This window comes from Janthinobacterium violaceinigrum, from assembly GCF_009208555.1.
Taxonomy (GTDB): domain Bacteria; phylum Pseudomonadota; class Gammaproteobacteria; order Burkholderiales; family Burkholderiaceae_D; genus Janthinobacterium; species Janthinobacterium violaceinigrum.
The window spans coordinates 118,400-137,843 of sequence record NZ_WFLI01000003.1; the positions used below are offsets into that span (position 1 = coordinate 118,400).

Sequence of the window (19,444 nt, forward strand, 5' to 3'; positions counted from 1 at the left end):
AGTGTCTGAGAGCGCGCCCTTATATTTCGATTCAAAATTTTTATAATTTTTCGGCATTAAAAAAATAGATATTTTTGAAATGCGGTTTGATTTTTTTTAATTAATTTTTCAGTGTTTTTTGCTATCCGCTGTTGCTTTTATCGCTTTCATACGACTCTCTCTTTCGGCGCGACCAACATACCATTCAGTTAGCAAGGTTTCGATAAGAGAAATTAATAAATGGGCTTCTTCAGGGTCCACATCAAGGATGATATTTATATCTTTCTCCATATGAGCTCCGATATTTCCAATCTTCCTTATCGAATCTATTGCATCCCAGGTTAAACCATCCACCCTATCTTTAATTGATTCAATTTCCATATTTAGATTTTGTGGCTTTACCTTCCAAAAATCCCTTAGGATTCCTTGGAGAGCACGTCTCGATAGCGTGGCGGATGCCTTAGGGCTAAGCTCAACAATGGAGAATGCTTCTTCGTAATCCTTTATAATTACGGTCGGAATATAATCTGGAAATTTTTTTGCCTTTCCTTCAGGCACAAGATTCCAAGTTTGCAACTCCTCTTTTTCTTGAATGTATCCAAATTCCTTGAATGTGCGTGAAAGCTTGGCTTTAATGGTTATTTTCTGACATTCTTTATTTGGGCAAAGAATGAAAACTGAATAAAGGCCGAGCTCCCCAGCCGGATTATCGATATTAAAAACATGTACAGAATTTGATTCTCGCTCTCTCGATACTGTAATCGCTCTTTGGCAATGCGGGCATTCCATATTATAGTTATAATTTTCCATTTATTTACCTTTCTTTTTAATTTGTAAGACTGCAAGACTCTAACTACACCTTGTACAAGTATGTAGAAAAATGATATTGTGTTGCCGGTAATACTGACATCTTTAATGTGATTTTGTCAATGTGACTTTATGTGTTTTCATGCATAAAAGTGAGTTGAAGAATGTGCGCCGACTACACTCCCAGCCGTAACGATCAGATCGAAGAACGCTTCGGCGTTCGATCACCTCAGCTCGACCTGCCGCTTGAGGCATGGCCTGGCTATATGGCCCCAATCCTACGCGGATCACACGAAGCTCCGGGCGAACTGGAAATAGCCCCCGCGATGTTCGGAATGGTACCTCACTGGGCTGACCACAAGCTGGCCCGTCAGACCTACAACGCGCGCACGGAGACAGTAGCCAGCAAGCCATCCTTCCGCAGCGCCTGGAAGCGCAAGCAGTTTTGCATCATTCCAGCATGCAACTTCTTCGAACCCAACTACGAAACGAGCAAGCCTGTGCGCTGGCGCATCGAGCGCGCGGACGGCGGGCCGGTGGCTATTGCTGGCATATGGGAATTCCGGCCGGCAGACCAGCTGCTGTCGTTCTCGATGTTGACGATCAACGCCGACGGGCACCCGCTGATGCAGCGCTTCCATAAGCCGGACGATGAAAAGCGCATGGTGATGATCCTGGACCCTGACCAATACCAAGGCTGGCTGGATGGCTCGCTGGTGTTCGAAGAGGATGTTTATCGGCAGTATCCTGCTGACCTGTTGATCGCGCAGCCTGATCCCTTGCCCCCTCGAACAAGAGCGAAACCGGCTGCGAAGGCTGACTTGGCGCCGCCAGACTCACTTTTCTAGAAACAATTTTATACTTCCTGTTTCTTGCTTCGGCCGATATACTGTATAAAAAAACAGTATATCGGCCAGCCATGAACGCAACATTATCAGTATTTCAATCTAGCCAGCCCGGTGTATCGCAGGTGCCATTGCCTCTTGCGCAGTACCCGATCCCCAGTGCGCGGCCGGAAATTTCGCACCGGATATCCGCTGGGTTCCCGTCGCCGGCCGCCGACTACACAGAGGACGGCCTGGACCTGAACGCGCTGCTAGTGCAGCACAAAGCTGCCTCGTTCTTTTTCACCGTCGAGGGCGACTCGATGCGCGACGCCGGCATACTGGATGGCGACAAGGTGGTGGTCGATCGTTCCGTCGCCCCTTTGCACGGCCACATTGTCATTGCCGTCATCGATGCCGAATACACCCTCAAGCGCCTGTATTGCCAGCGGGGCAGGGTAGAGCTGCGTCCAGACAACCCGGCGTACAAGTCGATCTGCCTGGCTGAAGGTAGCGAGCTGCAGATATGGGGCGTAGTGACGGGCGTCGTGCGGAAGTTACGGGTGTGACATGGGCGACCCGACCAAGCAGATTTTTGCGCTTGTCGACGTCAACAACATGTACGTCAGCTGCGAGCGCGCTTTCAACCCCCGTTTGCGCGACCGCCCGGTAGTGGTTCTGTCAAACAACGATGGCTGTGCCGTGGCCAGGTCGAACGAGGTGAAGGCCCTAGGCGTACCGATGGGTGCGCCCTGGTTCCAAATGCGCGACCTAGCGCGCCAGCACGGCATCGTGGGTTTGTCCTCCAATTACACCCTATACGCGGACATGAGCAACCGCATCATGGCCATCCTGCGGACTTACAGCCCAAATGTCGAGGTCTATTCGATTGATGAGTCATTCCTCAGCTTAAATGGCCTGGGCGGCCTGTGGGCTTCGCCGACGGCGATGGGGCAGGATATCCGCGCCAAGGTGGCCCAGTGGACAAGCCTTCCTGTCTGCGTGGGCGTAGGCCAGTCAAAGACGCTGGCCAAGCTCGCCAATCACGTGGCAAAGAAATTTCCGCTGTTCGATAGCGTAGCTGACTTCACGACCATGTCGGATGCCCGCACCGCCTGGCTGTTGCAGCGCATCGACGTCGGCGAGGTGTGGGGCGTCGGCCGGCGCATCGGCGCCAAGCTGCGTGCCATGGGCATCAACACGGTGCAGGATTTGAAGGATGCGCCACCCAGCACCATGCGCGCGCACTTCGGCGTCGTGCTCGAGCGCACGTGCAATGAGCTGCGCGGTGTTTCCTGCCTGGAGCTGGAAGAGGTGGCGCCGCCGCGCAAGGAGATTGTGTCGTCGCGTTCCTTCGGCACCATGGTCATGACGGCGGCCGAGCTGGGCGAATCGCTATCCACCTATGCCGCGCGCGCCGGGGAGAAGCTGCGCGGCCAACATGCCGTGTGCGGCGCCGTCCACGTTTTTGTGCAAACTAACAGGTTCCGTGACCAAGACGACCAATACTCCAACGGCATCACCATCCCCTTGGTCGAGCCAAGCGCCGATAACCGCGTGCTGGCCGGCGCCGCACTGCACGGCCTGGCCATGATCTATCGGGAGGGGTTCAAGTACAAGAAGGCCGGGATCATGCTGATGGATCTGCAGCCGGATACGCAGCGCCAGGGCGTCTTATTTGATGCGGGGCGAGACCGGGCGCGATCGGTGGCCGCCATGGCCGCCTTGGATGCGCTGAATGAGCGATTCGGCCGGGACACTGTGCACCTGGGATCGGCGGGCCTGGTCAGGCGCTGGGCAATGTTGTCGGAAAACCGCACGCCGCGGTACACCACGAACTGGCTGGAGCTGCCGAAGGTGAGGGCGCAATAGCATCCACGGTTCTGGATTGGCGTTATTAATTGAAAATTTGGCAAAGGTGAAGGGGTATGAGCAAGCATCGAAAACCGCTAAGTAGTGCGGAGTTGACGGAAATCCGGATAAGAAGCGACTCGCCAGATATTCGCGCGTTGCTATGGGAAATTCATCGCCTGAGACAGGTGGCAGGAAAGGCGGACCAGTTAGATCGTAGCCTCGGGCCGCGTGTCGGTGCTTTGGGGCTTATCCGCGCGGAACTACGAGTGCTGCTCGATGACGAGCCGTGCATCGTGGAAATGCCGCGTATTGACCTGAGCACGAGGTAGTAGCGTTAAGGTGCCCAGTTCGCGCACATAGCGCCTGACGATGTCCAGCCGATCACATGCTGGGCCTGGTCGACCAATACGATGACCTTGCAGCCTGCCGCCTCGCTCCCGTAATTTAGTTGCAAGTACTCGTCCTGGTGCTGGTAACTGGCGGGCGTGCCGTAGCGGGCGGCGAGGGCGAAGCTGTTCATGCCAACTATTTCAACAGGTACAGGTGGGCTCGGTGTACGGCATGAGCACAATAGCAAAACCACAATCCAACTCGGTAGAAGATTCATATCCAAGGCCTCGCTTGGTGCATAGTGCTTTAACAGCAACATACACATTTATTGAAGGCCCCGTGCTGCGCAAACGCATACTTGGACCTTCGATGTTTCAGGCGAGATCGCCAAAGCGGGTGTAATTCCGGGTGTAATCGGGTGCAATTCAGCGCCATTTAATGATGGCCAGCAGTTAATTTCCCCTATGAGAGCACTGCAAAAACGTGCTGCCAATGGCATTCACACTGCAGGGGTCGCAAGTTCGAAACTTGCACTTCCCACCAAAATTTTCGTTTGTATTCAATGACTTAGGATTTTGCATCTGGTCGAAATACGAACTTGGGGCAAACTTGGGGCAATGGGATTTTTCTTCCGCCGCCTAGCCTCAGCAATACGGCCGCTTCCTGCGGCCGTTTTCACATCACGCTGGCGTAGGCCGCGCCTGACATTTTTCTCATTTGCTTTCTCAGCAATGGCCTCGTACACTTCGCTATTCTGATTGTCCTCTATCGGCCAATAGCTGACGTCACGGACAGCGTCGCTACTGATTAACATTGATGTCAGCGTGTACCGCTATGCCTTTACCTATCGAGCAACGTTACTACCAAGAATTCGAGTATTCGACCGCTGACGGTTGGCACTATCGGCTGTCGTTCGAGAAATTTGATCAACCGATTGATCAGTACAACCGGTTTCGGCGCCTGAAAGTCGAAGTGTCTACTGATGACAGACGTGCCTGGAGTGCTGTGCCGCTTGCTATCAGCTTAGCTTCAACGTTGCGATTGTGGTTGGGCGCGCAGCCTGAGTGGCCGCCAGAAATAGTGATGGCACTAGGCGGAGAGCAATCAACGGTTTGGTTCGACTATGAAGACGACATTGACGAAGGAAATTGGTTGGGACGAGCGTCCCGATGGCGCGCATCGTTCGACAGCCGCAAACGGCACTGGTGTTTGAAGCGGCTCTACATACTCGACAAGGACGCTAAAAAATTGGGGCATCGCCGCCATCCCAATTCGCCTATTTAGGGGCGTAACTTGTCAATGACGGCAACCGGCCAGAAGCGGTCTTTCGACAATTTCTAAATACATGAGTAAAGCACTGTCAAATGCGATTTTCTAATTCGGAGGCCAGAGAGCTGGCGATTGCACTTGCTAAATCGTTTCTGGAGTCACAACCGTTCAGACCAGGCTGGAAATGGAAAGTGGTCGACACTACTCCAGACCTGCAAGCCCCCCATGCACGAGACCGCAAAACCGCAATCGCTTGGGCGGTTGTTGTTGAGTGGTCGCTTAAAGGTAGTGTTTGCGACGGACCCACGATTTTGCGTGTAAACGTCGCTACGAAGGAAGTGTCAACTTAGAGGAATGGCGGCTTTGGGGTGCAGATTCAATCGTTCAACGCAACACTTTAACTTAAATGTATCGTAGCAGAGTGGAAATGATGCGAACGAGAACTCGAATTGATTGTGCCGCACCTCGCGAAACCCGAGATTAATGTCACAAGGCGTTTTGCGATGGGAACATCGCTAATGCAGTAATCCGCCGAAGCTTAAGCAGCTCTCTCTTGAGCCCGGCAGGAGTCTCTGCAGGGCAGGGAATAGGCAGGTCAGCCCTATCTTATCGTTGGATCAGGCAGCTATGAGATCGCGTACCAGGAGCCTGACAGCGCACCTAGGCTCCTGCTGGTAGCAAAGGCTGAATCAGCGCCCGCAGGTAGTCAGGAAGAAGTGCTTTGGCCATGTGATCGGCTCCCGAAAACGATGTCAGGTGAATTTGACCTGCATCGCGGCCGTTTGTTTCTCTGGAATACATTTTGTCAGGCGCTTTTATTCGCTGATCGGCATAGCCAAGCTGAACGGGATCGATCCCGACGCTTGGTTGCTCCCTGTGCTGGCGCACATCGGTGATCACCCCGTCAACCGCGTGGACGAGTTCCTGCCATGGCATTTCCTTCGGCATTCAAACCTTGCCTGACCAACACCCGCCTCCCAATGCCTGGTGAATGACTTTTCAAGACGGTTATGGTCCGACGCTTATACGACGGAAAGGACCGCCGGATCCCCAGAACGCCAGACGTTGTCGACAGTGGTCCGCGTGATGACCCAGACGTCGTCGCTTCTTTTTAGCTCAACATCGTAGCGGTTCTTCATCAGATAGTGGCGAGTCGGATCTTGCCGTGGGACATGCTGGGCCTCTACGAGCACATCCAATCGCGCTGTGTCGCCGTCGATGGTGACACGTGGGTTGGTCACGGAGTGAGTCGTATCCAACGTCGCGAGAGAGGCGGTGAGGGCAGCAACGATATAGTCTCTACCCTCAATCACCGGATATTCAAACCCGGCCTTGGCGGCAGCTGGGCGAAAGTCCGAAATGGCATTTTCTGCCAGTGCGGACGATAGCAGGTTCTTGTCTCGAAGGTCGATGCCAGCGGCGAACCGGTACAGGGTATCGACTACCGCAAGCCGGTCTGCGACCTCGTTGGCAAGTGATGGTGACATGGTCATAAGTAATTCCTTTGCTGAACCGGCGGCTTGCGAAATGCAGCCAGTCCCGGCATCGGCACCCTTGAAGGCGCCAATCATTGTTTTCTCTAATGGTTACTCGAGATCGGCGTCGATGCGTTCGATCAGACCGGCGGCGTTGGCCTGGATTCGGAGCGACCCAATCTCGTGGCCAAAGGTGCCGGTGAAGTCAACGCGAGCAAGCGCCACCAGGTTGTGTGGTTGCTCTAGCGACATCAGCTTGCTCGTGGTGCTATAACCAACGAAGAATTGTTCGAGGTAGCGACGAATACCTTCGATGCCGGCGAAAGCACTGCCAACCGAAACGTCTTCAATGACCGCATCGGGCGTGAAAAGAGCCAACGTTCCCTCGACGTCAAAGGCATTGGCGAGTCGTATAAATTGATTAACCAGCTTTTCCATGGAGTCCTCCTCAAGCATCGACGATCGTGGTGTCGGCAATGGTCTCGGCAAAACCATTGCCGAAAAGCATGGCGGGGGTTTGAAAACCAGAACGGTGCTCGCCGGCAAGAACGCGCCTTCCTGCCTCGGCGGCAGCGGTAGCGGTGAACGTGTAGCCGTTGACCGTGTCAAGCATCGAGCGGACAACACTGCCATCTGAACTGGTGACCTCGGCGACGGCCTGATAACGATGGTCCAGCCGTTCCTGCGCACTCGGCCCATCCGGCAGTGCCGAGAGATCACCTTGAGGGAATCCGTCACCGGTAACGTGGACGAACGTCTCAATGTCAGGAATGCCAGTTGATTTCCAGATCGTAATCAGATCGGGAAGGGTAACCTGAAAGCAATCCACTGCCCCCTTGCCAAAGTCGAGTTTTCGGACCGTTCCGTGCGGCCGCACAACCAGCCCTCCGCGGTGGCGCGCAAGCGTCTCGGCGGTGACGCTGCCCATGGCGCTGACGGCCGAGCCTCGCGACAAGCCACCTGATACATGCATGGCCACTTGAATGCTCGATGGATGATTTGCCTTTGCGACGGCGTGTCCGGCAAGGCAGCCGAGCATGGCCACGCTGCCGCCACTGCCCGGCAGTAGCATCACACCTGCGGCTTTAGCCTCGCCGTCGAGCATTTCGGCCAGACGATAGCTGTCAAGTTCTGCGGCGACGTCAAGATAGTGCACGCCTTGGCGGATACAGGCTTTCATCAGGACATTGGCGGTCCTTGCGAACGGACCTGCGCAATTGAGGAGGACACCGACATCGCCGAGTGATGAATCAACCACTGCGGTGTCTTCGAGTGCGAAGACCCGGTACTCCAGGCTGAGCATCGCGGACATTGAAACGAGCATCGCCTCATTACGTCCAGCAAGGATGAGCGGCGTTTCAGCCGCTGCGGCGTACTGCGCCGCCATGCGGCCGGTGTAGCCGGTCGCGCCATAAATCATTAATTTCTTCATATCAGTGCTGCCATTCTTTGTAGACGAATTCCAGGCTATAGCCATCCGGGTCGCGTACCTGCGCGGCGTAATAGCGTGGGTCATAGTGCAACTGCGGTCCGGGCGGATGGATTTCGGTGGCGCCGGCGGCCATCGCCGCCGCAAAGGCCGCGTCGACCATGCGCTGGCTATCGGCGACGAAGCCCACATGGGCGGCGCGGCCATCCACCGTACCTTCGCGCAGCCAGAAGAACACGCGGCCGTTGGCGCCGAAACCCTTCAGGTCCGGGTGGCCTGCCGGGCCTTGGCGGCCGTCGTAGTCAAGCGCATGGGCAATGCCCAGCGGCGCCAGTGCTTTTTCGTAAAAGGCAATCGAGCGAGCGATATCGCTGACGCAGATAAAAACGTGATCGAGCATGATGCGTTCTCCTTGATTCAGATGATGTAGCCACCCGCGACTTCGATGTTCTGAGCATTGATCCAGCGGTTCTCATTGGACAGCAAGCTGGCGATAACGCCTCCGACTTCTTCCGGCTCACCGACCCGGCCGAGCGCCGTTTGGTCCGCCAGCATAGCCTCGAATTCCGGTGTCAGTCCGCCGCCCAGCTCAGTGCGGATCGCACCCGGCGCGATCGAGTTGGCCCGAATGCGGCGCGCGCCAAATTCCTTGGCCATGTAGCGCGTAAGCACCTCCAAACCACCCTTGAAAGCGGCATACGGCGCCACGCCCGCCGTAGCCACCCGGCTCGTTGCGCTGGTGACGTTGACCACGTGGCCGCCGTCCTCGATGAGCGGCAGCAGCGCCTGAGTCAGGAAAAACGGCCCCTTGAGGTGGATGTTGAACAGACCGTCGAACTGTGCCTCGGTGACCTCAGCGATCGGCGCATACAGCCCGTGGCCGGCGTTGTTGACAAGGAAGTCGAAGCTGTTTCGGTCCCAGACGGCGGCCAGCTGGCCAGATAACGCCTGGCGGAAATCGGCGAACGATTGGCTGTTGCCAACGTCCAGCTTCAGCGCAACCGCCTTTCCGCCCGTCCCGGTGATGGCTTGCACGACCGCTTCCGCCTTTTCCGGATTGCTGTTGTAAGTGACGACCACGCCCATGCCGCGCTTGGCGCATTCCAGTGCAGTGCTGGCGCCGATACCACGGCTGCTGCCCGTCACGATGACAATCTTCATTCGATTCCTCCAGTAGATTAGTGAGATCCATGGTAAGACTGCCGCCAGCAACGGACTCACCCGATCCTCCTCAAAACTTGCCTATTTCTGCTTTCCCATTGCATCTGGGGATGGCCCCTGTTAGGGTTTCAACATGGAACAGCAAATGCAAGAATTGAGAGCACTGGCCGCAGGGGCCGAGAATCGCCGCACCGAAACCGGCATCCCACGTGTCGCTATGGTGCAGGGCGAGATTCCGGAGCATCTGCTTGCTGCTGTTTACGATCCAATGGTCAACTTGATACTGACGGGATCGAAAACGATGACGATTGGCGACCGCACTTTTCATTATGATCCGGCCACCTACTTTGTCATGTCAGTGGATCTCCCTGCCGTGGGGGCTGTACATCCTGCCGCGACAGGCGAACCGTATCTGGCTGTCAGCTTGACGCTTGATCCCGCTATCGTCGCTGCGCTTATCCGTGACTTGCCTGTACAAGTATGCAGCACGATGTTGGGTTCAGGATTCTCGGTTGCGCCGGTCAATGGGGAGCTGCTCGACGCGTGGATCCGTATGCTGCGCCTAATGGAACGGCCGGACGAGATAGCAGTGCTCGCTCCTGCTTATGAGCGTGAGATATTGTTTCGTGTGCTTCAGGGGCCTCTCGGTTGGATGCTACGAGACATTGCATCGCCTGACACGGCACTTGCACGTATTAGCGTGGCAATCAACTGGATACGCCGTAACTTTACCGAACAGATAAAGGTGGAGGCACTCGCTGAGATGGCGGCGTTCAGCGTTTCGGCATTCCATCGCCATTTTAAAGCGGTGACGGCATTGAGTCCGTTACAGTATCAAAAACGCATCCGTTTGTTACACGCGCGTTCACAACTGATCTCCGGCCAAGGCAGCGCGACTTCGATCGCGTTCAGTGTCGGCTACGAGAGCCCTAATCAGTTCAGCCGGGAATATGCTCGCTTGTTCGGCCTGCCACCTTCTCGAGACCTTGTGAAAGCCACTCGAGAGCTGCGGGGGGAATAGTAATCGAGCCAACACCCCTGGACGGTTCGCAAGCTTGGTCTATCAGGTGGTGATTTAAAATTGCTCTCACCAGGCGGTTAGTCTGGCACCAGCCATTTGAAGGCCGGATCAATACGGTGCTGGGCTGACGCTTTCGGTTAAGCGGCCATGGCAAGCTTCTGTTTTGGCGTGATACCGTCAGGTGCCATGGCGCGCGGGCCGTGATGGTAACGCCACCGCCAGCGTGCAAAGTCCCCGATCTGGCCGAGCGCACGAAGCAGATGATGGGCTAGTTTATCGTAACCAACTGTGCTGCTATAGCGCTTATAAGCAGGTGTTCCTTAGCGGCTGCCTCGGCCAGATACGACATCCCTCACCATTCATTGCGGTGGAGCAAGGTCAAACTTTGTACCGCATGGCTCAACAATCAATTCGCAGACATTCGTTTGCTATGCCAAGCGCAAGCAGATTATCAACGCCTTCTTGGTCGTCACAGTCAATTAATAGTTCGCCTGAATCGAGCACATCAATGATTGGAATCGTCATTTCAAATGTGGCGCTGAACTGGATACAGAGCGACATTCCCGGTGAAACGGACCCTGTCTGTAGCGAGCCTCGAACAATAGCCGCGTGTTGATTATCATAATTTTCAATCGAGGTGCAATGAAACTGGAGACTCATAAGGCCTTTTGAAGATAAACATCAGTAACGCGAAGGGCAGCTACTTGCTGCGGACTCAATCGATCAACGCAACACTTTAACTTAAATGCATCGTGGCATCATAAAAATGATACGAAAGAGAACTCGAATCGATTGCGCCGCCGCACGCGAAACCCGAGATTGCCGTCACAAGGCGTTTTGCGAGGGGAACATCGCTAATGCAGTAACCCACCGAAGCCCAAGCGACTCTTGCTTAAGCGCTGCCGGAGTCTCTGCCGGGCAGGGGATAGACATGTCAGACTCGATCTCGTCGTTGGATCAGCCAGCTACGAGTTTCGCACACCATGTGCTAGGCAGGGCGCCCGGGCTACTTATGCGATCCATCGGATTCTCATCTTCCAAGAACTATGGATCAGGAGAGTAAGCTACTGGCAGCGCCTCAGAGCACTAATCGGCTTCGTCCGCTTCCTCCCCAAAGCGGACGTCGTCGACATCAAGCTCGGCGATGTCAAGTCATATCCAGACATCATTCTGGGCCGTTTTCTCCCCGCCCTCGTGCCCCGTATTCAAAATGCCTCGTGGTTCGATCATCATCAATTTAGCTTCGCCCTGTGCAGCAGTTCTGTGCTCCACGCCACGTGGCACCACGTATAACTCCCCCGCATTCACATGGACGCAGCCTTCTGGCAAATCGATACGCAAAATACCTTCCAGCACAAGAAACGCCTCGTCGGTCTCCGGGTGAGAGTGCCATATGAATTCGCCTTCGATCCGCACAACCTTAATTTGGTAGTCGTTCATTTCCGCGACAACTCTAGGACTCCACTGCTGTTCAATAAGCGAAGCTTTTTGCGCCAGGTTGACGGGGAGCGATGCGTGTTGGTGACGGGTTTCAGACATGATAAAGCCTCAGTAGTTGAAGTTATCATGGTATCGAACTGGGAACCGCAGGTCTTGTACGATCCTGCAAGTTAGCGTGCGGCACGCAAGCGTTCCAACCAACGTACAGGCGATACGCCGTAGCAGCGCTTGAAGTGGCGGGTCATGTGGCTTTGATCGTGGAAGCCAGCAGCAAGCGTAGCATCAACCAGTTTGAATCCGGCCAGGAGTAGCCTGCGGAAGCGGTCCAATCGCCGTTGGGTCACGAAGCGGTAGGGGCTAGTGCCGTAGAGAGCCCTGAAATCTCGTGACAGGCTCCAGCGTTCACGCCCACTGGCATGTTCGAGCATCTCCAGGGTAATGTTTAGGTGCAGATGTTCCATGATGAACGCCCTAGCACGTTCGGCTGAGCGGTAATCCAGGTGTGTCCGGCCAACGTGCTTGCCCCCGACGGCACGCAAAGCCATTGCTAGGTCATAGAGAGCATCTTGTTCCTCCAGCATTTCCAATGGTTTATCCACCGCCTGCACGAAGGCTTCGCTGGCATGGTACAGGCGTGGATCGTTCGAGAGCCCACCCGTGATAAAGGGCAAAGGTTGCCCACCCAGAATGTTCTGAATTAATGCAGGGTCAACGTAAGCCATGCGGTAGCGAAAGCCTGACTCGGTACCAGCCATTCCGTCATGCAGTTCGTCAGGGTGAAGCGCGAGCGTGTTGCCAGGCACGCCATGGCACAGCGATCCTTTGTAGTGAAAGCTCTGCACGCCAGCAAGAGTGCGACCAATCGAGTAGGTGTCGTGGCGGTGCGGGTCGTAGCCATGGCTGCCGAACCACGCTTCGATACGTTCCACGCTGCCGGGTTGAGTGCTTCTGATTACCCAGTCGGTGACAGGCTGGTTTTGTTTTTTGTCCATAGTGCTTTTCCAGTATGGGCTACCAGTTGCGAGACGACTCCGGGGATTTACAATTACCAAGACTCCAATGCCCGCAGTCGGCTGCTGTCGTTGGCAGGATCCGCCTGCGGATTCAATCGATCAACGCAACACTTTAATTTAAATGCATCGTTGCAGAACGGAAATGATGCGAAAGAAGAAGCGAATCAATGGCGCTGTGCCCCGCGGAACCCGAGATTACCGTCGCAAGGCATTTTGCCACGGGAACGTTAATGCAGGAACCCGCCGAAGCTCAAGGAGCCAGTGCTAGCGCGCGGTAGGAGTCTTTGCGGGGCAGGGGAGGTAGACAGGCCAGACCCGATCTCGTCGTTGGCTCAGGCAGTGACGAGATCGCACACCAGGAGTTTGGCAGGACACCCAGACCCCAATGCGATCCATAGGTTTTTCATTTTGCAAGCACTATGGATCAGGAGAGCCTAAGCTACTGTCGGCGATTCAGTCCGAAAATGCCCGGTTCGCTCAGTAGTGAGGCGTCTCGCGGCCGGAGACGCCATGCGGTGTCTACATTGGCACAGTCTTTCAGAGGCGGTACAGACTGCCGGAGCCAACGCTGTCCACCGGCGTGCCGTCCGTGCAGCCGGCCATCGGCAAACCCTGCGCCCATCCTGCTGCCAAGGCATGCACGTCACGCAAGGGATCGGACGCCTTGGCGCGTTCATTGCGAATGCGGCAGGTTTCAGGATCAGTAGCGAACAGGCCGCGCGCGAAAACGCGACCCTGCTCGGCCAGCTTCGCGGTCTTCGGCCCGCGGATTTCGGCGAAGCGCAGCAAGGCTGCATCGAGGCAGCCGTCCGTCCCAACCAGACACCGCGCCAGATGCCAGGCGTCTTCCAGCGCCTGACAGGCGCCCTGGCCAGATGTCGGCAACGGCGCGTGCGCCGCATCCCCCACGAGCAGCACATTGGCCCGGCTCCACGTGTGCAGCGGCTCCAGGTCGTGCACGGCAATCAGTCGGATGGCATGCGCCGGTGTCGCCTGGATGATGCGGGTGACAGGCTCGGGCCATCGCGCGAACAGATCCTCAATCTCCTTACGCATATCCGCTGCGGGCGAAGCCACCGGCAATGGCCGTGCCTGCGCCGCTGCCCAGTAGACCAAATCCGGCCGGACGGCCACGCAACCGAAGCGATCACCTGAACCCCAATAATCCTGAATCGCGATATCGTCCACCAGTGCACTCTCTGCCTGCGCCACACCCACCCAGTTCACAAAGCCCTGATAAACTGGCGTGTTGTCCCCCGCGACGAACCGGCGTGCCACCGAGTCCATGCGGCCATCGGCGCCGATCAGCAGATCCGGACGAATGTTTGCCCCGTTTTCGAACCGCGCCACGGCTTTGCCGCCAGCATCGAGGTCGATCGCCACTGCCCGATGTCCGAATTCTACCGGGATCCCGGCCTGTGCCGCATGATCCAGCAGTACCGCCTGCAAGTCCCGGCGCAAAATCGTATGGGTCGGATGTCCCATCATCTGGTCCAGCAGCGCAATATCGATGCCCCCCAAAGAATTGCCTGCGGCATCCTGACGGTGCATTGCCACTGGCCGACCTGCCACTGCAGCGATGTCTTGCAGCAGCCCGAGTTCCTCTAGCACAAAGCCGGCGTTGGGCCAGAGCGTAACGCCAGCCCCCATCGTCGCAGGCCCCGTCCGGCGCTCATATACCCGGGGACTGTACCCCCGCTTGCTCAATGCAAGCGCCACGCTCAACCCTGCAATGCCGCCGCCAAGTATTCCGATTTCCATGCTGAAGCTCTCCTATTCAATCCGTCCCGACGCGCCGCCGACGGCGATACATCGGACGAGACGGCATCTTAAATTCCGCCACTGTGGAGCACTAGTATGTGAAAATGGGCGGCTTTCATACCTTAATCGGGATAATCATGCGCAATGCCCTCGACCTGAATACAGTCCGCGTTTACGTGGCGGTCGTGGATGAACAAAGCTTTGCCGGCGCGGCTCGCCTGCTGACCCTGCCATCCTCTAACGTCAGCCGCCACGTCGCCTCGCTGGAACGCATGCTGGGCGTTCGCTTGCTGGAACGCAGCACCCGCCATCTGCGCATGACGGAAGCTGGCAGGCTACTCTACGAACGCGCAAAACCCTTGCTCGACGCCTTACTCTCCACTGAGGAAGAGCTTGGCGCAGTGCAGCGTGAACTGCGTGGCCCCCTAAGGATGTGCATGCCAGGCGAAGCGCCAAGGCTGCTGGCTCCTATCCTGGCCGAATTCTGTAGCCTCCATCCCGGCATTGAACTGGAATGCGACACGCGCCTGACCGGTCTGGAAGCTCTCAGGGAAGACATGGACCTGTCCATCGTCTTTCACCGTGGGCGCCAAGACGACAGTACCTTCATCACCCGCGAACTCGCTACGCTGCCCAGCATCGTGGTCGCGGCGCCCGCCCTGCTGGCCAAAACTGGAATGCCGCGCCACGTGCGTGAACTTAGGTCATTGCCTTGCATTACCACCTTGAGTGCGTTAAAAGGCCAGCCCTGGCAGTTTCTCGACGCCACAGGCGAAATCGTGAAGGTAGCTGTGCGTAGCCGCTATCGTGTTAACAGCGGAGAACTGGCATTGGCGGGCGCGCGGCAAGGCATCGGCTTCGCGATCGTGGCGGCCTATCCATGCCAGGAAGATCTTGCCGCGGGCCGCTTGCAGGAAGTGCCGCTGGACCTGTGCCCTGCGCCGCTGCAATTGCTTGGCGTGTACAGCCATCGGCATTCCGTGACTGCGCGGGTTCGGGCTTTGCTTGAATTGATACAGCTGCGGTTGGAAGGAGTCGGGAGCGGCTCAAGATGAAAATCGAATTGAAGAACGCGGCCGAATAGCCGAATGTCTGCTCCGCAACTGCGGATTCAATCGGTCAACGCGACACTTTAGCTTAAATGCACCATTGCTGAGCGGAATTGATGCGAAAAATAACTCGAATCGATTGCGCCGCGACACGCGAAACCCGGGATTAACGTTGTAAGAGGTTTAGCCAGCCCAGCGTGCATTCGACCACCCAGCGCCATTTGCCCAGGCGATCGCGCGACTCGATGTGATTGCGCAACAACGCTTTACCCGAGTCCTGCCTCACACACATAAGCGATAGCAAACGATTCGTATGGCTGCAGGCTGAGGTGGTCGGTCCAGCTGTCACGCTGGGCATAGTTGCTGATCAAGCCTTGCCCGGCAACGCCGTGCAGCGTTGCCGGCAGACCCAGTTCGACGTGTTCGCCGGAGAAGTTGTTGACGACAACCAACTGCTGGCTACCCAAGCTGCGCCGGTAGGCGAATACCTGCGGGTGCTGCTCCAGCAAGGGCAGGTACTTTCCGTAAACCATGACGTCCCAGTGCTTGCGCAGTTCGATCAGCTTCTGGTAGTGGAAGAAGACTGAATCGGGTTGTTCCAGCGCGGCCGCGACGTTGATCTCGCGGTAGTTTGGATTCAGCTTCAGCCAGGGCGTGCCACTACTGAAGCCGGCGTTGTGTGTGCTGTTCCACTGCATGGGGGTGCGTGCATTGTCCCGCCCGTTGGCGTGGATGCCGGCCATCATCGTCTCCGGTGACACGCCGGCGGCCGTGCGTTCGTGATAGAGGTTGAGCGATTCGATGTCGCGATAGTCGTCGATGGAATCGAAACGGACATTGGTCATGCCTATTTCCTCGCCTTGATAGACGTAGGGGGTGCCCTTGAGAAAATGTAGCGCGGTGGCCAGCATCTTGGCCGACTCGACCCGGTAATGGCCGGGGTCGCCGTATTTGGATACGGCGCGCGGCAGGTCGTGGTTATTCCAGAACAGCGAATTCCAGCCGGCATCGGCCAGCGCGGTCTGCCACTTACCGATGATCTGCTTGAATTCGATCAGATCGAACGGCAGCGGCTTCCATTTCCCCTCCTTGGTATCGTGGGTCATGGTGATGTGCTCAAATTGGAAGACCATCGACAGTTCCCGACGCGCCGGGTCGGAATACAGCTTGGCGGTGTCCGGGGTGGCGCTCCACGTCTCGCCCACCGACAATACATCGCGTGCCGCCAAGGTCGCTTGGTGCATTTGCTGCAGCAGCGGGTGCAGTCGTGCGCCGTTGGCGATGATCTGCTGGTCGACCTGTTTGCCGATAAGATCGATCACATCCATGCGAAAGCCCCCGATGCCCTTGTCCAACCACCAGTTCATCATGCGATGCACTTCTTCCTGTACCTGGGGATTTTCCCAGTTCAGGTCCGGCTGTCGTTTCGAGAACAGATGGAAGTAATATTCCCCGCTGGCGGCGTCGTATTCCCATGCACTCCCGCCAAAATACGAACGTTGTTGGTCGGGCGGGGAGCCATCGGCGCCTGCCTTGCGCCAGATGTAGTAGTCACGGTAGGGGCTATCCTTGGATTTCTTCGCCTCGACGAACCAGGCATGCTCGTCAGAGGTGTGGTTGACCACGAGATCCATCAAAATACGGATGTCGCGCCTGGCCGCCTCTGCGATCAACTGGTCCATTTCGGCCAATGTGCCGAATTCAGCGGCGATATCCTGATAGTCGGAGATGTCATAGCCGTTGTCGTCCATCGGCGACCGGTACACTGGCGACAGCCAGATCAGGTTGATTCCCAGATGTTGCAGGTAGTCCAGTCTGTCGATGATGCCGGCCAGATCACCGACCCCATCGTGATTGCTGTCTTGAAAACTACGTGGGTAGATCTGATACACGACGGCGTTATGCCACCATTTCTTATCCAACATGATTATCTTTCTCGCTTATGGATTGGCGGCACTGTCTTGCAACGTGTCAAGGGATCGCCAGGGGGAGGGACTATCCGACCTCGTCGTTGGATCAGAGGCTACGAGATCGCACGGTAGGAGCCTGGTAGAACACCCAGGCCTCAACACGATCTATCGGTTTTTCATCTTCCAAGAACCATAGATCAAGGACCATGAGAGTAAGCTACTGGCAGCGCCTCAGTGCGGTAATCGGCGCCGTCCGCTTGCGCCCCAAAGCAGCCATTCGGTCCGGTAAAACAGCGCCTTTACCCGGTGAGAAGCATGACCGAGCATGTTAGTGCGTGAGGCGGCTTCTCGTCTGATTACAATCTTCAGTAACTAGGGCTGAGACGTTTGAAATCCAGGAAGGCTTTTTCGAATTGAGTGCGGTCAAAAATTGCACGCTGCTCTAACTCGGACCAGCGGACTGAAGTGACCACTCCATTGATGTGATTAATGGAGAGCCCAAATCGCCGCCACTCGACAGTTTTTTTATCAACAATTTGTTCGACAACAACGACTGTGCAGTTTAAATCCATGTCGTCGGGACAAACGAGCAAGGGTGCGACCGTGGCCCCCTCATGAGTAGGCTCAAGCAATTCCCAAGCGATCCTACTTTCATCTTGGTCGTAGAGCCACGTTTGCGCTGGAACTAGAGTGTGAGTGTCATCGTTGCCGTCTTCGTCAAAAATCTGCGACTTTACCCATTGATATACCGGGACACCGTCAATCGCTAACACAGGTTGTTCTGTCGACGCAAACTTTGGCTTTGAGATTATTGTTGAGATCGTGTTCATTTCTTTAAGTCACATGTTTTAAAGTTCGCGTCCGAAGTTCCACATTCGTCTCCTTAGAACATTACAGCCAACAATTCGCGCCACGGGCTGCTCTTGGCCGAAACCGAGCAGTCAACGACCATTTACCCAAATTGCGTTGGAGATGAGGACTACCGCTTTAAAGTCTGTAGGCTGCTTCGCACATCCAGACCATGGTCCATCAGCCCTAGGAGTTTTCACTGAATATTGCAACTCATTGTATTCGCCTTTAATGGTCCAGGTGTAGCTTTGGCCATCACTGTTGGTGGCGGGTGGCCGACCAAACTGAGATTGATAGAACTGCACTGTTCCCTCAGCCTCTTCATTCAGCCCAAACGCCTGCCAGTCGATGTGTACAGGCTTGCCGGAAGCTTCACCGACTACATGCTCGCCGCACATTAGCACAGCACCAGCGGGTAGCTCCTTATTGCCGATTCCATCCGAGCTTCCAGCGGCTGACGCGCATTCGATATAGGCAACAATGGACAGGAGTAACAGCTTTTTATTCATTCGGAAAATTTAGTAGGTTTGCTGAGCGACTGCTTGTGGCCGGTTGGCGACAGCCAGTTATGCTAAGTTACTGCGGAGCAGCGAATTGCAATACTCGTTACGATTTCTAAAAAATCTCATATTCTTTAGTGCGAATGCGGATTTGCATGCAGGACAGCTTCTGGCTATTTCATCAGTATATGTTTCATCGTCGCTGACTTCGTTGCATTCCTTGCACTTCCAAACCTGCGGAAATCTTGCTGGTAAGTCCATCGCATAGAGCTCTAAAAATTGGGATGCTGTTTTACGGATTGATTCAGAAGAATTTCTAAGGTCGAGCACATCGTTAAAAACAATCTCGTCCGGCGGATTCGATAGGTCTTTCGCTAGGTCGGTCCACACCGAAAAAATGAACGAATTCTCATCGTCTTCCGCGAACTCTATCATCTTTGATAGGCAATCAAGCGGCTGTATCTCGCGTTGCAAGACACGATTGCATATGTCGACGACGTAAGCAGAAAATGCATCTTCCCACGTCGAGGGAATGGTAAGTCCTAGTTCGCTTACGCAGGAACGAAATATGCGGTCGACCAGCTCTGCATCCGGATTCGGCTCCCAAGAGCAGCTCGCTAGTTCGGCGATGCTAGAAGCTTCGCTCCCAGCTACTAACAAACCATTCGCCCAATCGATGTAATCATTTGTGGCAAGCCTTCGGTCCAATCTTTTGAATGCGAGTTCGATGAAATCCATGCGAATTATTCATTTCGAGAAAAAATTGAACGGCT

The 19,444-nt window shown here is 55.5% G+C and carries 20 protein-coding genes and 1 pseudogene; 7 read left to right on the forward strand and 14 right to left on the reverse strand.

Annotation, left to right across the window (positions count from 1 at the left end):
* Positions 1–108: 108 nt before the first annotated feature.
* Positions 109–789, reverse strand: a complete 681-nt coding sequence (locus tag GCN75_RS03565; protein ID WP_152281381.1) for a DUF4145 domain-containing protein — start codon at positions 787–789, stop codon at positions 109–111.
* Positions 790–950: 161 nt separating this feature from the next.
* Between GCN75_RS03565 and GCN75_RS03570 the strand changes: the two genes are divergently transcribed.
* The 3 genes from GCN75_RS03570 to GCN75_RS03580 all read left to right on the forward strand — a co-directional run bounded on the left by GCN75_RS03570 (position 951) and on the right by GCN75_RS03580 (position 3,482).
* A complete protein-coding gene (locus GCN75_RS03570) occupies positions 951–1,634 on the forward strand; it encodes an SOS response-associated peptidase (protein ID WP_152281382.1) in 684 nt (227 codons plus the stop codon).
* Between the two features lie 71 nt (positions 1,635–1,705).
* Positions 1,706–2,179 carry a LexA family protein gene (locus tag GCN75_RS03575; RefSeq protein ID WP_152281383.1) on the forward strand — a complete coding sequence of 158 codons (474 nt, stop codon included), beginning with the start codon at positions 1,706–1,708 and terminating at the stop codon, positions 2,177–2,179.
* Position 2,180: 1 nt separating this feature from the next.
* Complete coding sequence (locus GCN75_RS03580; RefSeq protein ID WP_152281384.1) at positions 2,181–3,482, forward strand: Y-family DNA polymerase; 1,302 nt, start codon at positions 2,181–2,183, stop codon at positions 3,480–3,482.
* 316 nt (positions 3,483–3,798) lie between these two features.
* On the opposite strand, the gene GCN75_RS03585 is transcribed toward GCN75_RS03580, so the two are convergent.
* Positions 3,799–3,984, reverse strand: coding sequence for a hypothetical protein (locus tag GCN75_RS03585; protein ID WP_152281385.1), 186 nt, complete (start codon positions 3,982–3,984; stop codon positions 3,799–3,801).
* A 644-nt stretch (positions 3,985–4,628) separates the two neighbouring features.
* Between GCN75_RS03585 and GCN75_RS03590 the strand changes: the two genes are divergently transcribed.
* A complete protein-coding gene (locus GCN75_RS03590; RefSeq protein ID WP_152281386.1) occupies positions 4,629–5,078 on the forward strand; it encodes a hypothetical protein in 450 nt (149 codons plus the stop codon).
* Positions 5,079–5,876: 798 nt separating this feature from the next.
* A pseudogene (locus GCN75_RS03595) lies at positions 5,877–6,026 on the forward strand (transposase domain-containing protein); the annotation flags it as partial.
* A 59-nt stretch (positions 6,027–6,085) separates the two neighbouring features.
* Here GCN75_RS03595 and GCN75_RS03600 read toward each other — a convergent pair.
* Genes GCN75_RS03600 through GCN75_RS03620 form a run of 5 tightly spaced genes read right to left on the reverse strand, consistent with a single transcriptional unit; the run spans position 6,086 to position 9,128 of the window.
* Positions 6,086–6,634 carry a nuclear transport factor 2 family protein gene (locus GCN75_RS03600; RefSeq protein ID WP_226941057.1) on the reverse strand — a complete coding sequence of 183 codons (549 nt, stop codon included), beginning with the start codon at positions 6,632–6,634 and terminating at the stop codon, positions 6,086–6,088.
* A 15-nt stretch (positions 6,635–6,649) separates the two neighbouring features.
* Positions 6,650–6,976: a nuclear transport factor 2 family protein gene (locus tag GCN75_RS03605; RefSeq protein WP_152281387.1), complete on the reverse strand. Its 327-nt coding sequence runs from the start codon at positions 6,974–6,976 to the stop codon at positions 6,650–6,652.
* Between the two features lie 10 nt (positions 6,977–6,986).
* A complete protein-coding gene (locus GCN75_RS03610) occupies positions 6,987–7,970 on the reverse strand; it encodes a saccharopine dehydrogenase NADP-binding domain-containing protein (RefSeq protein ID WP_152281388.1) in 984 nt (327 codons plus the stop codon).
* A 1-nt stretch (position 7,971) separates the two neighbouring features.
* Positions 7,972–8,367, reverse strand: a complete 396-nt coding sequence (locus GCN75_RS03615; protein WP_152281389.1) for a VOC family protein — start codon at positions 8,365–8,367, stop codon at positions 7,972–7,974.
* Between the two features lie 17 nt (positions 8,368–8,384).
* Complete coding sequence (locus tag GCN75_RS03620) at positions 8,385–9,128, reverse strand: SDR family NAD(P)-dependent oxidoreductase (protein ID WP_152281390.1); 744 nt, start codon at positions 9,126–9,128, stop codon at positions 8,385–8,387.
* 133 nt (positions 9,129–9,261) lie between these two features.
* Between GCN75_RS03620 and GCN75_RS03625 the strand changes: the two genes are divergently transcribed.
* Positions 9,262–10,149: an AraC family transcriptional regulator gene (locus GCN75_RS03625; RefSeq protein WP_152281391.1), complete on the forward strand. Its 888-nt coding sequence runs from the start codon at positions 9,262–9,264 to the stop codon at positions 10,147–10,149.
* Positions 10,150–11,301: 1,152 nt separating this feature from the next.
* Here the strand turns inward: GCN75_RS03625 and GCN75_RS03630 are convergent.
* The 3 genes from GCN75_RS03630 to GCN75_RS03640 form a co-directional block, all read right to left on the reverse strand.
* Complete coding sequence (locus GCN75_RS03630; protein WP_152281392.1) at positions 11,302–11,688, reverse strand: cupin domain-containing protein; 387 nt, start codon at positions 11,686–11,688, stop codon at positions 11,302–11,304.
* Between the two features lie 71 nt (positions 11,689–11,759).
* Positions 11,760–12,581, reverse strand: coding sequence for an AraC family transcriptional regulator (locus GCN75_RS03635; RefSeq protein ID WP_152281393.1), 822 nt, complete (start codon positions 12,579–12,581; stop codon positions 11,760–11,762).
* 558 nt (positions 12,582–13,139) lie between these two features.
* Positions 13,140–14,363 carry an FAD-dependent monooxygenase gene (locus GCN75_RS03640; protein ID WP_152281394.1) on the reverse strand — a complete coding sequence of 408 codons (1,224 nt, stop codon included), beginning with the start codon at positions 14,361–14,363 and terminating at the stop codon, positions 13,140–13,142.
* Positions 14,364–14,500: 137 nt separating this feature from the next.
* Between GCN75_RS03640 and GCN75_RS03645 the strand changes: the two genes are divergently transcribed.
* Positions 14,501–15,418 carry a LysR family transcriptional regulator gene (locus tag GCN75_RS03645; protein WP_152281395.1) on the forward strand — a complete coding sequence of 306 codons (918 nt, stop codon included), beginning with the start codon at positions 14,501–14,503 and terminating at the stop codon, positions 15,416–15,418.
* A gap of 260 nt (positions 15,419–15,678) precedes the next feature.
* Here GCN75_RS03645 and GCN75_RS03650 read toward each other — a convergent pair whose 3' ends face one another.
* From GCN75_RS03650 to GCN75_RS03665, 4 genes are all read right to left on the reverse strand, one after another.
* Positions 15,679–17,337, reverse strand: a complete 1,659-nt coding sequence (locus GCN75_RS03650; RefSeq protein ID WP_193317368.1) for a glycoside hydrolase family 13 protein — start codon at positions 17,335–17,337, stop codon at positions 15,679–15,681.
* A 350-nt stretch (positions 17,338–17,687) separates the two neighbouring features.
* Complete coding sequence (locus tag GCN75_RS03655; RefSeq protein WP_152281397.1) at positions 17,688–18,152, reverse strand: hypothetical protein; 465 nt, start codon at positions 18,150–18,152, stop codon at positions 17,688–17,690.
* Positions 18,153–18,263: 111 nt separating this feature from the next.
* Positions 18,264–18,680, reverse strand: coding sequence for a hypothetical protein (locus GCN75_RS03660; RefSeq protein ID WP_143451544.1), 417 nt, complete (start codon positions 18,678–18,680; stop codon positions 18,264–18,266).
* 57 nt (positions 18,681–18,737) lie between these two features.
* On the reverse strand, positions 18,738–19,409 hold the full coding sequence (locus GCN75_RS03665) for a hypothetical protein (protein ID WP_152281398.1): 672 nt from the start codon (positions 19,407–19,409) through the stop codon (positions 18,738–18,740).
* Positions 19,410–19,444: the final 35 nt, after the last annotated feature.

Excerpts from the sequence above, each read along its gene's own strand:
- GCN75_RS03565 (WP_152281381.1), bottom strand. The coding sequence starts at position 789 with ATGGAAAATTATAACTATAATATGGAATGCCCGCATTGCCAAAGAGCG.
- GCN75_RS03570 (WP_152281382.1), top strand. The coding sequence starts at position 951 with ATGTGCGCCGACTACACTCCCAGCCGTAACGATCAGATCGAAGAACGC.
- GCN75_RS03575 (WP_152281383.1), top strand. The coding sequence starts at position 1,706 with ATGAACGCAACATTATCAGTATTTCAATCTAGCCAGCCCGGTGTATCG.
- GCN75_RS03580 (WP_152281384.1), top strand. The coding sequence starts at position 2,181 with ATGGGCGACCCGACCAAGCAGATTTTTGCGCTTGTCGACGTCAACAAC.
- GCN75_RS03585 (WP_152281385.1), bottom strand. The coding sequence starts at position 3,984 with ATGAACAGCTTCGCCCTCGCCGCCCGCTACGGCACGCCCGCCAGTTAC.
- GCN75_RS03590 (WP_152281386.1), top strand. The coding sequence starts at position 4,629 with ATGCCTTTACCTATCGAGCAACGTTACTACCAAGAATTCGAGTATTCG.
- GCN75_RS03600 (WP_226941057.1), bottom strand. The coding sequence starts at position 6,634 with ATGATTGGCGCCTTCAAGGGTGCCGATGCCGGGACTGGCTGCATTTCG.
- GCN75_RS03605 (WP_152281387.1), bottom strand. The coding sequence starts at position 6,976 with ATGGAAAAGCTGGTTAATCAATTTATACGACTCGCCAATGCCTTTGAC.
- GCN75_RS03610 (WP_152281388.1), bottom strand. The coding sequence starts at position 7,970 with ATGAAGAAATTAATGATTTATGGCGCGACCGGCTACACCGGCCGCATG.
- GCN75_RS03615 (WP_152281389.1), bottom strand. The coding sequence starts at position 8,367 with ATGCTCGATCACGTTTTTATCTGCGTCAGCGATATCGCTCGCTCGATT.
- GCN75_RS03620 (WP_152281390.1), bottom strand. The coding sequence starts at position 9,128 with ATGAAGATTGTCATCGTGACGGGCAGCAGCCGTGGTATCGGCGCCAGC.
- GCN75_RS03625 (WP_152281391.1), top strand. The coding sequence starts at position 9,262 with ATGGAACAGCAAATGCAAGAATTGAGAGCACTGGCCGCAGGGGCCGAG.
- GCN75_RS03630 (WP_152281392.1), bottom strand. The coding sequence starts at position 11,688 with ATGTCTGAAACCCGTCACCAACACGCATCGCTCCCCGTCAACCTGGCG.
- GCN75_RS03635 (WP_152281393.1), bottom strand. The coding sequence starts at position 12,581 with ATGGACAAAAAACAAAACCAGCCTGTCACCGACTGGGTAATCAGAAGC.
- GCN75_RS03640 (WP_152281394.1), bottom strand. The coding sequence starts at position 14,363 with ATGGAAATCGGAATACTTGGCGGCGGCATTGCAGGGTTGAGCGTGGCG.
- GCN75_RS03645 (WP_152281395.1), top strand. The coding sequence starts at position 14,501 with ATGCGCAATGCCCTCGACCTGAATACAGTCCGCGTTTACGTGGCGGTC.
- GCN75_RS03650 (WP_193317368.1), bottom strand. The coding sequence starts at position 17,337 with ATGTTGGATAAGAAATGGTGGCATAACGCCGTCGTGTATCAGATCTAC.
- GCN75_RS03655 (WP_152281397.1), bottom strand. The coding sequence starts at position 18,152 with ATGAACACGATCTCAACAATAATCTCAAAGCCAAAGTTTGCGTCGACA.
- GCN75_RS03660 (WP_143451544.1), bottom strand. The coding sequence starts at position 18,680 with ATGAATAAAAAGCTGTTACTCCTGTCCATTGTTGCCTATATCGAATGC.
- GCN75_RS03665 (WP_152281398.1), bottom strand. The coding sequence starts at position 19,409 with ATGGATTTCATCGAACTCGCATTCAAAAGATTGGACCGAAGGCTTGCC.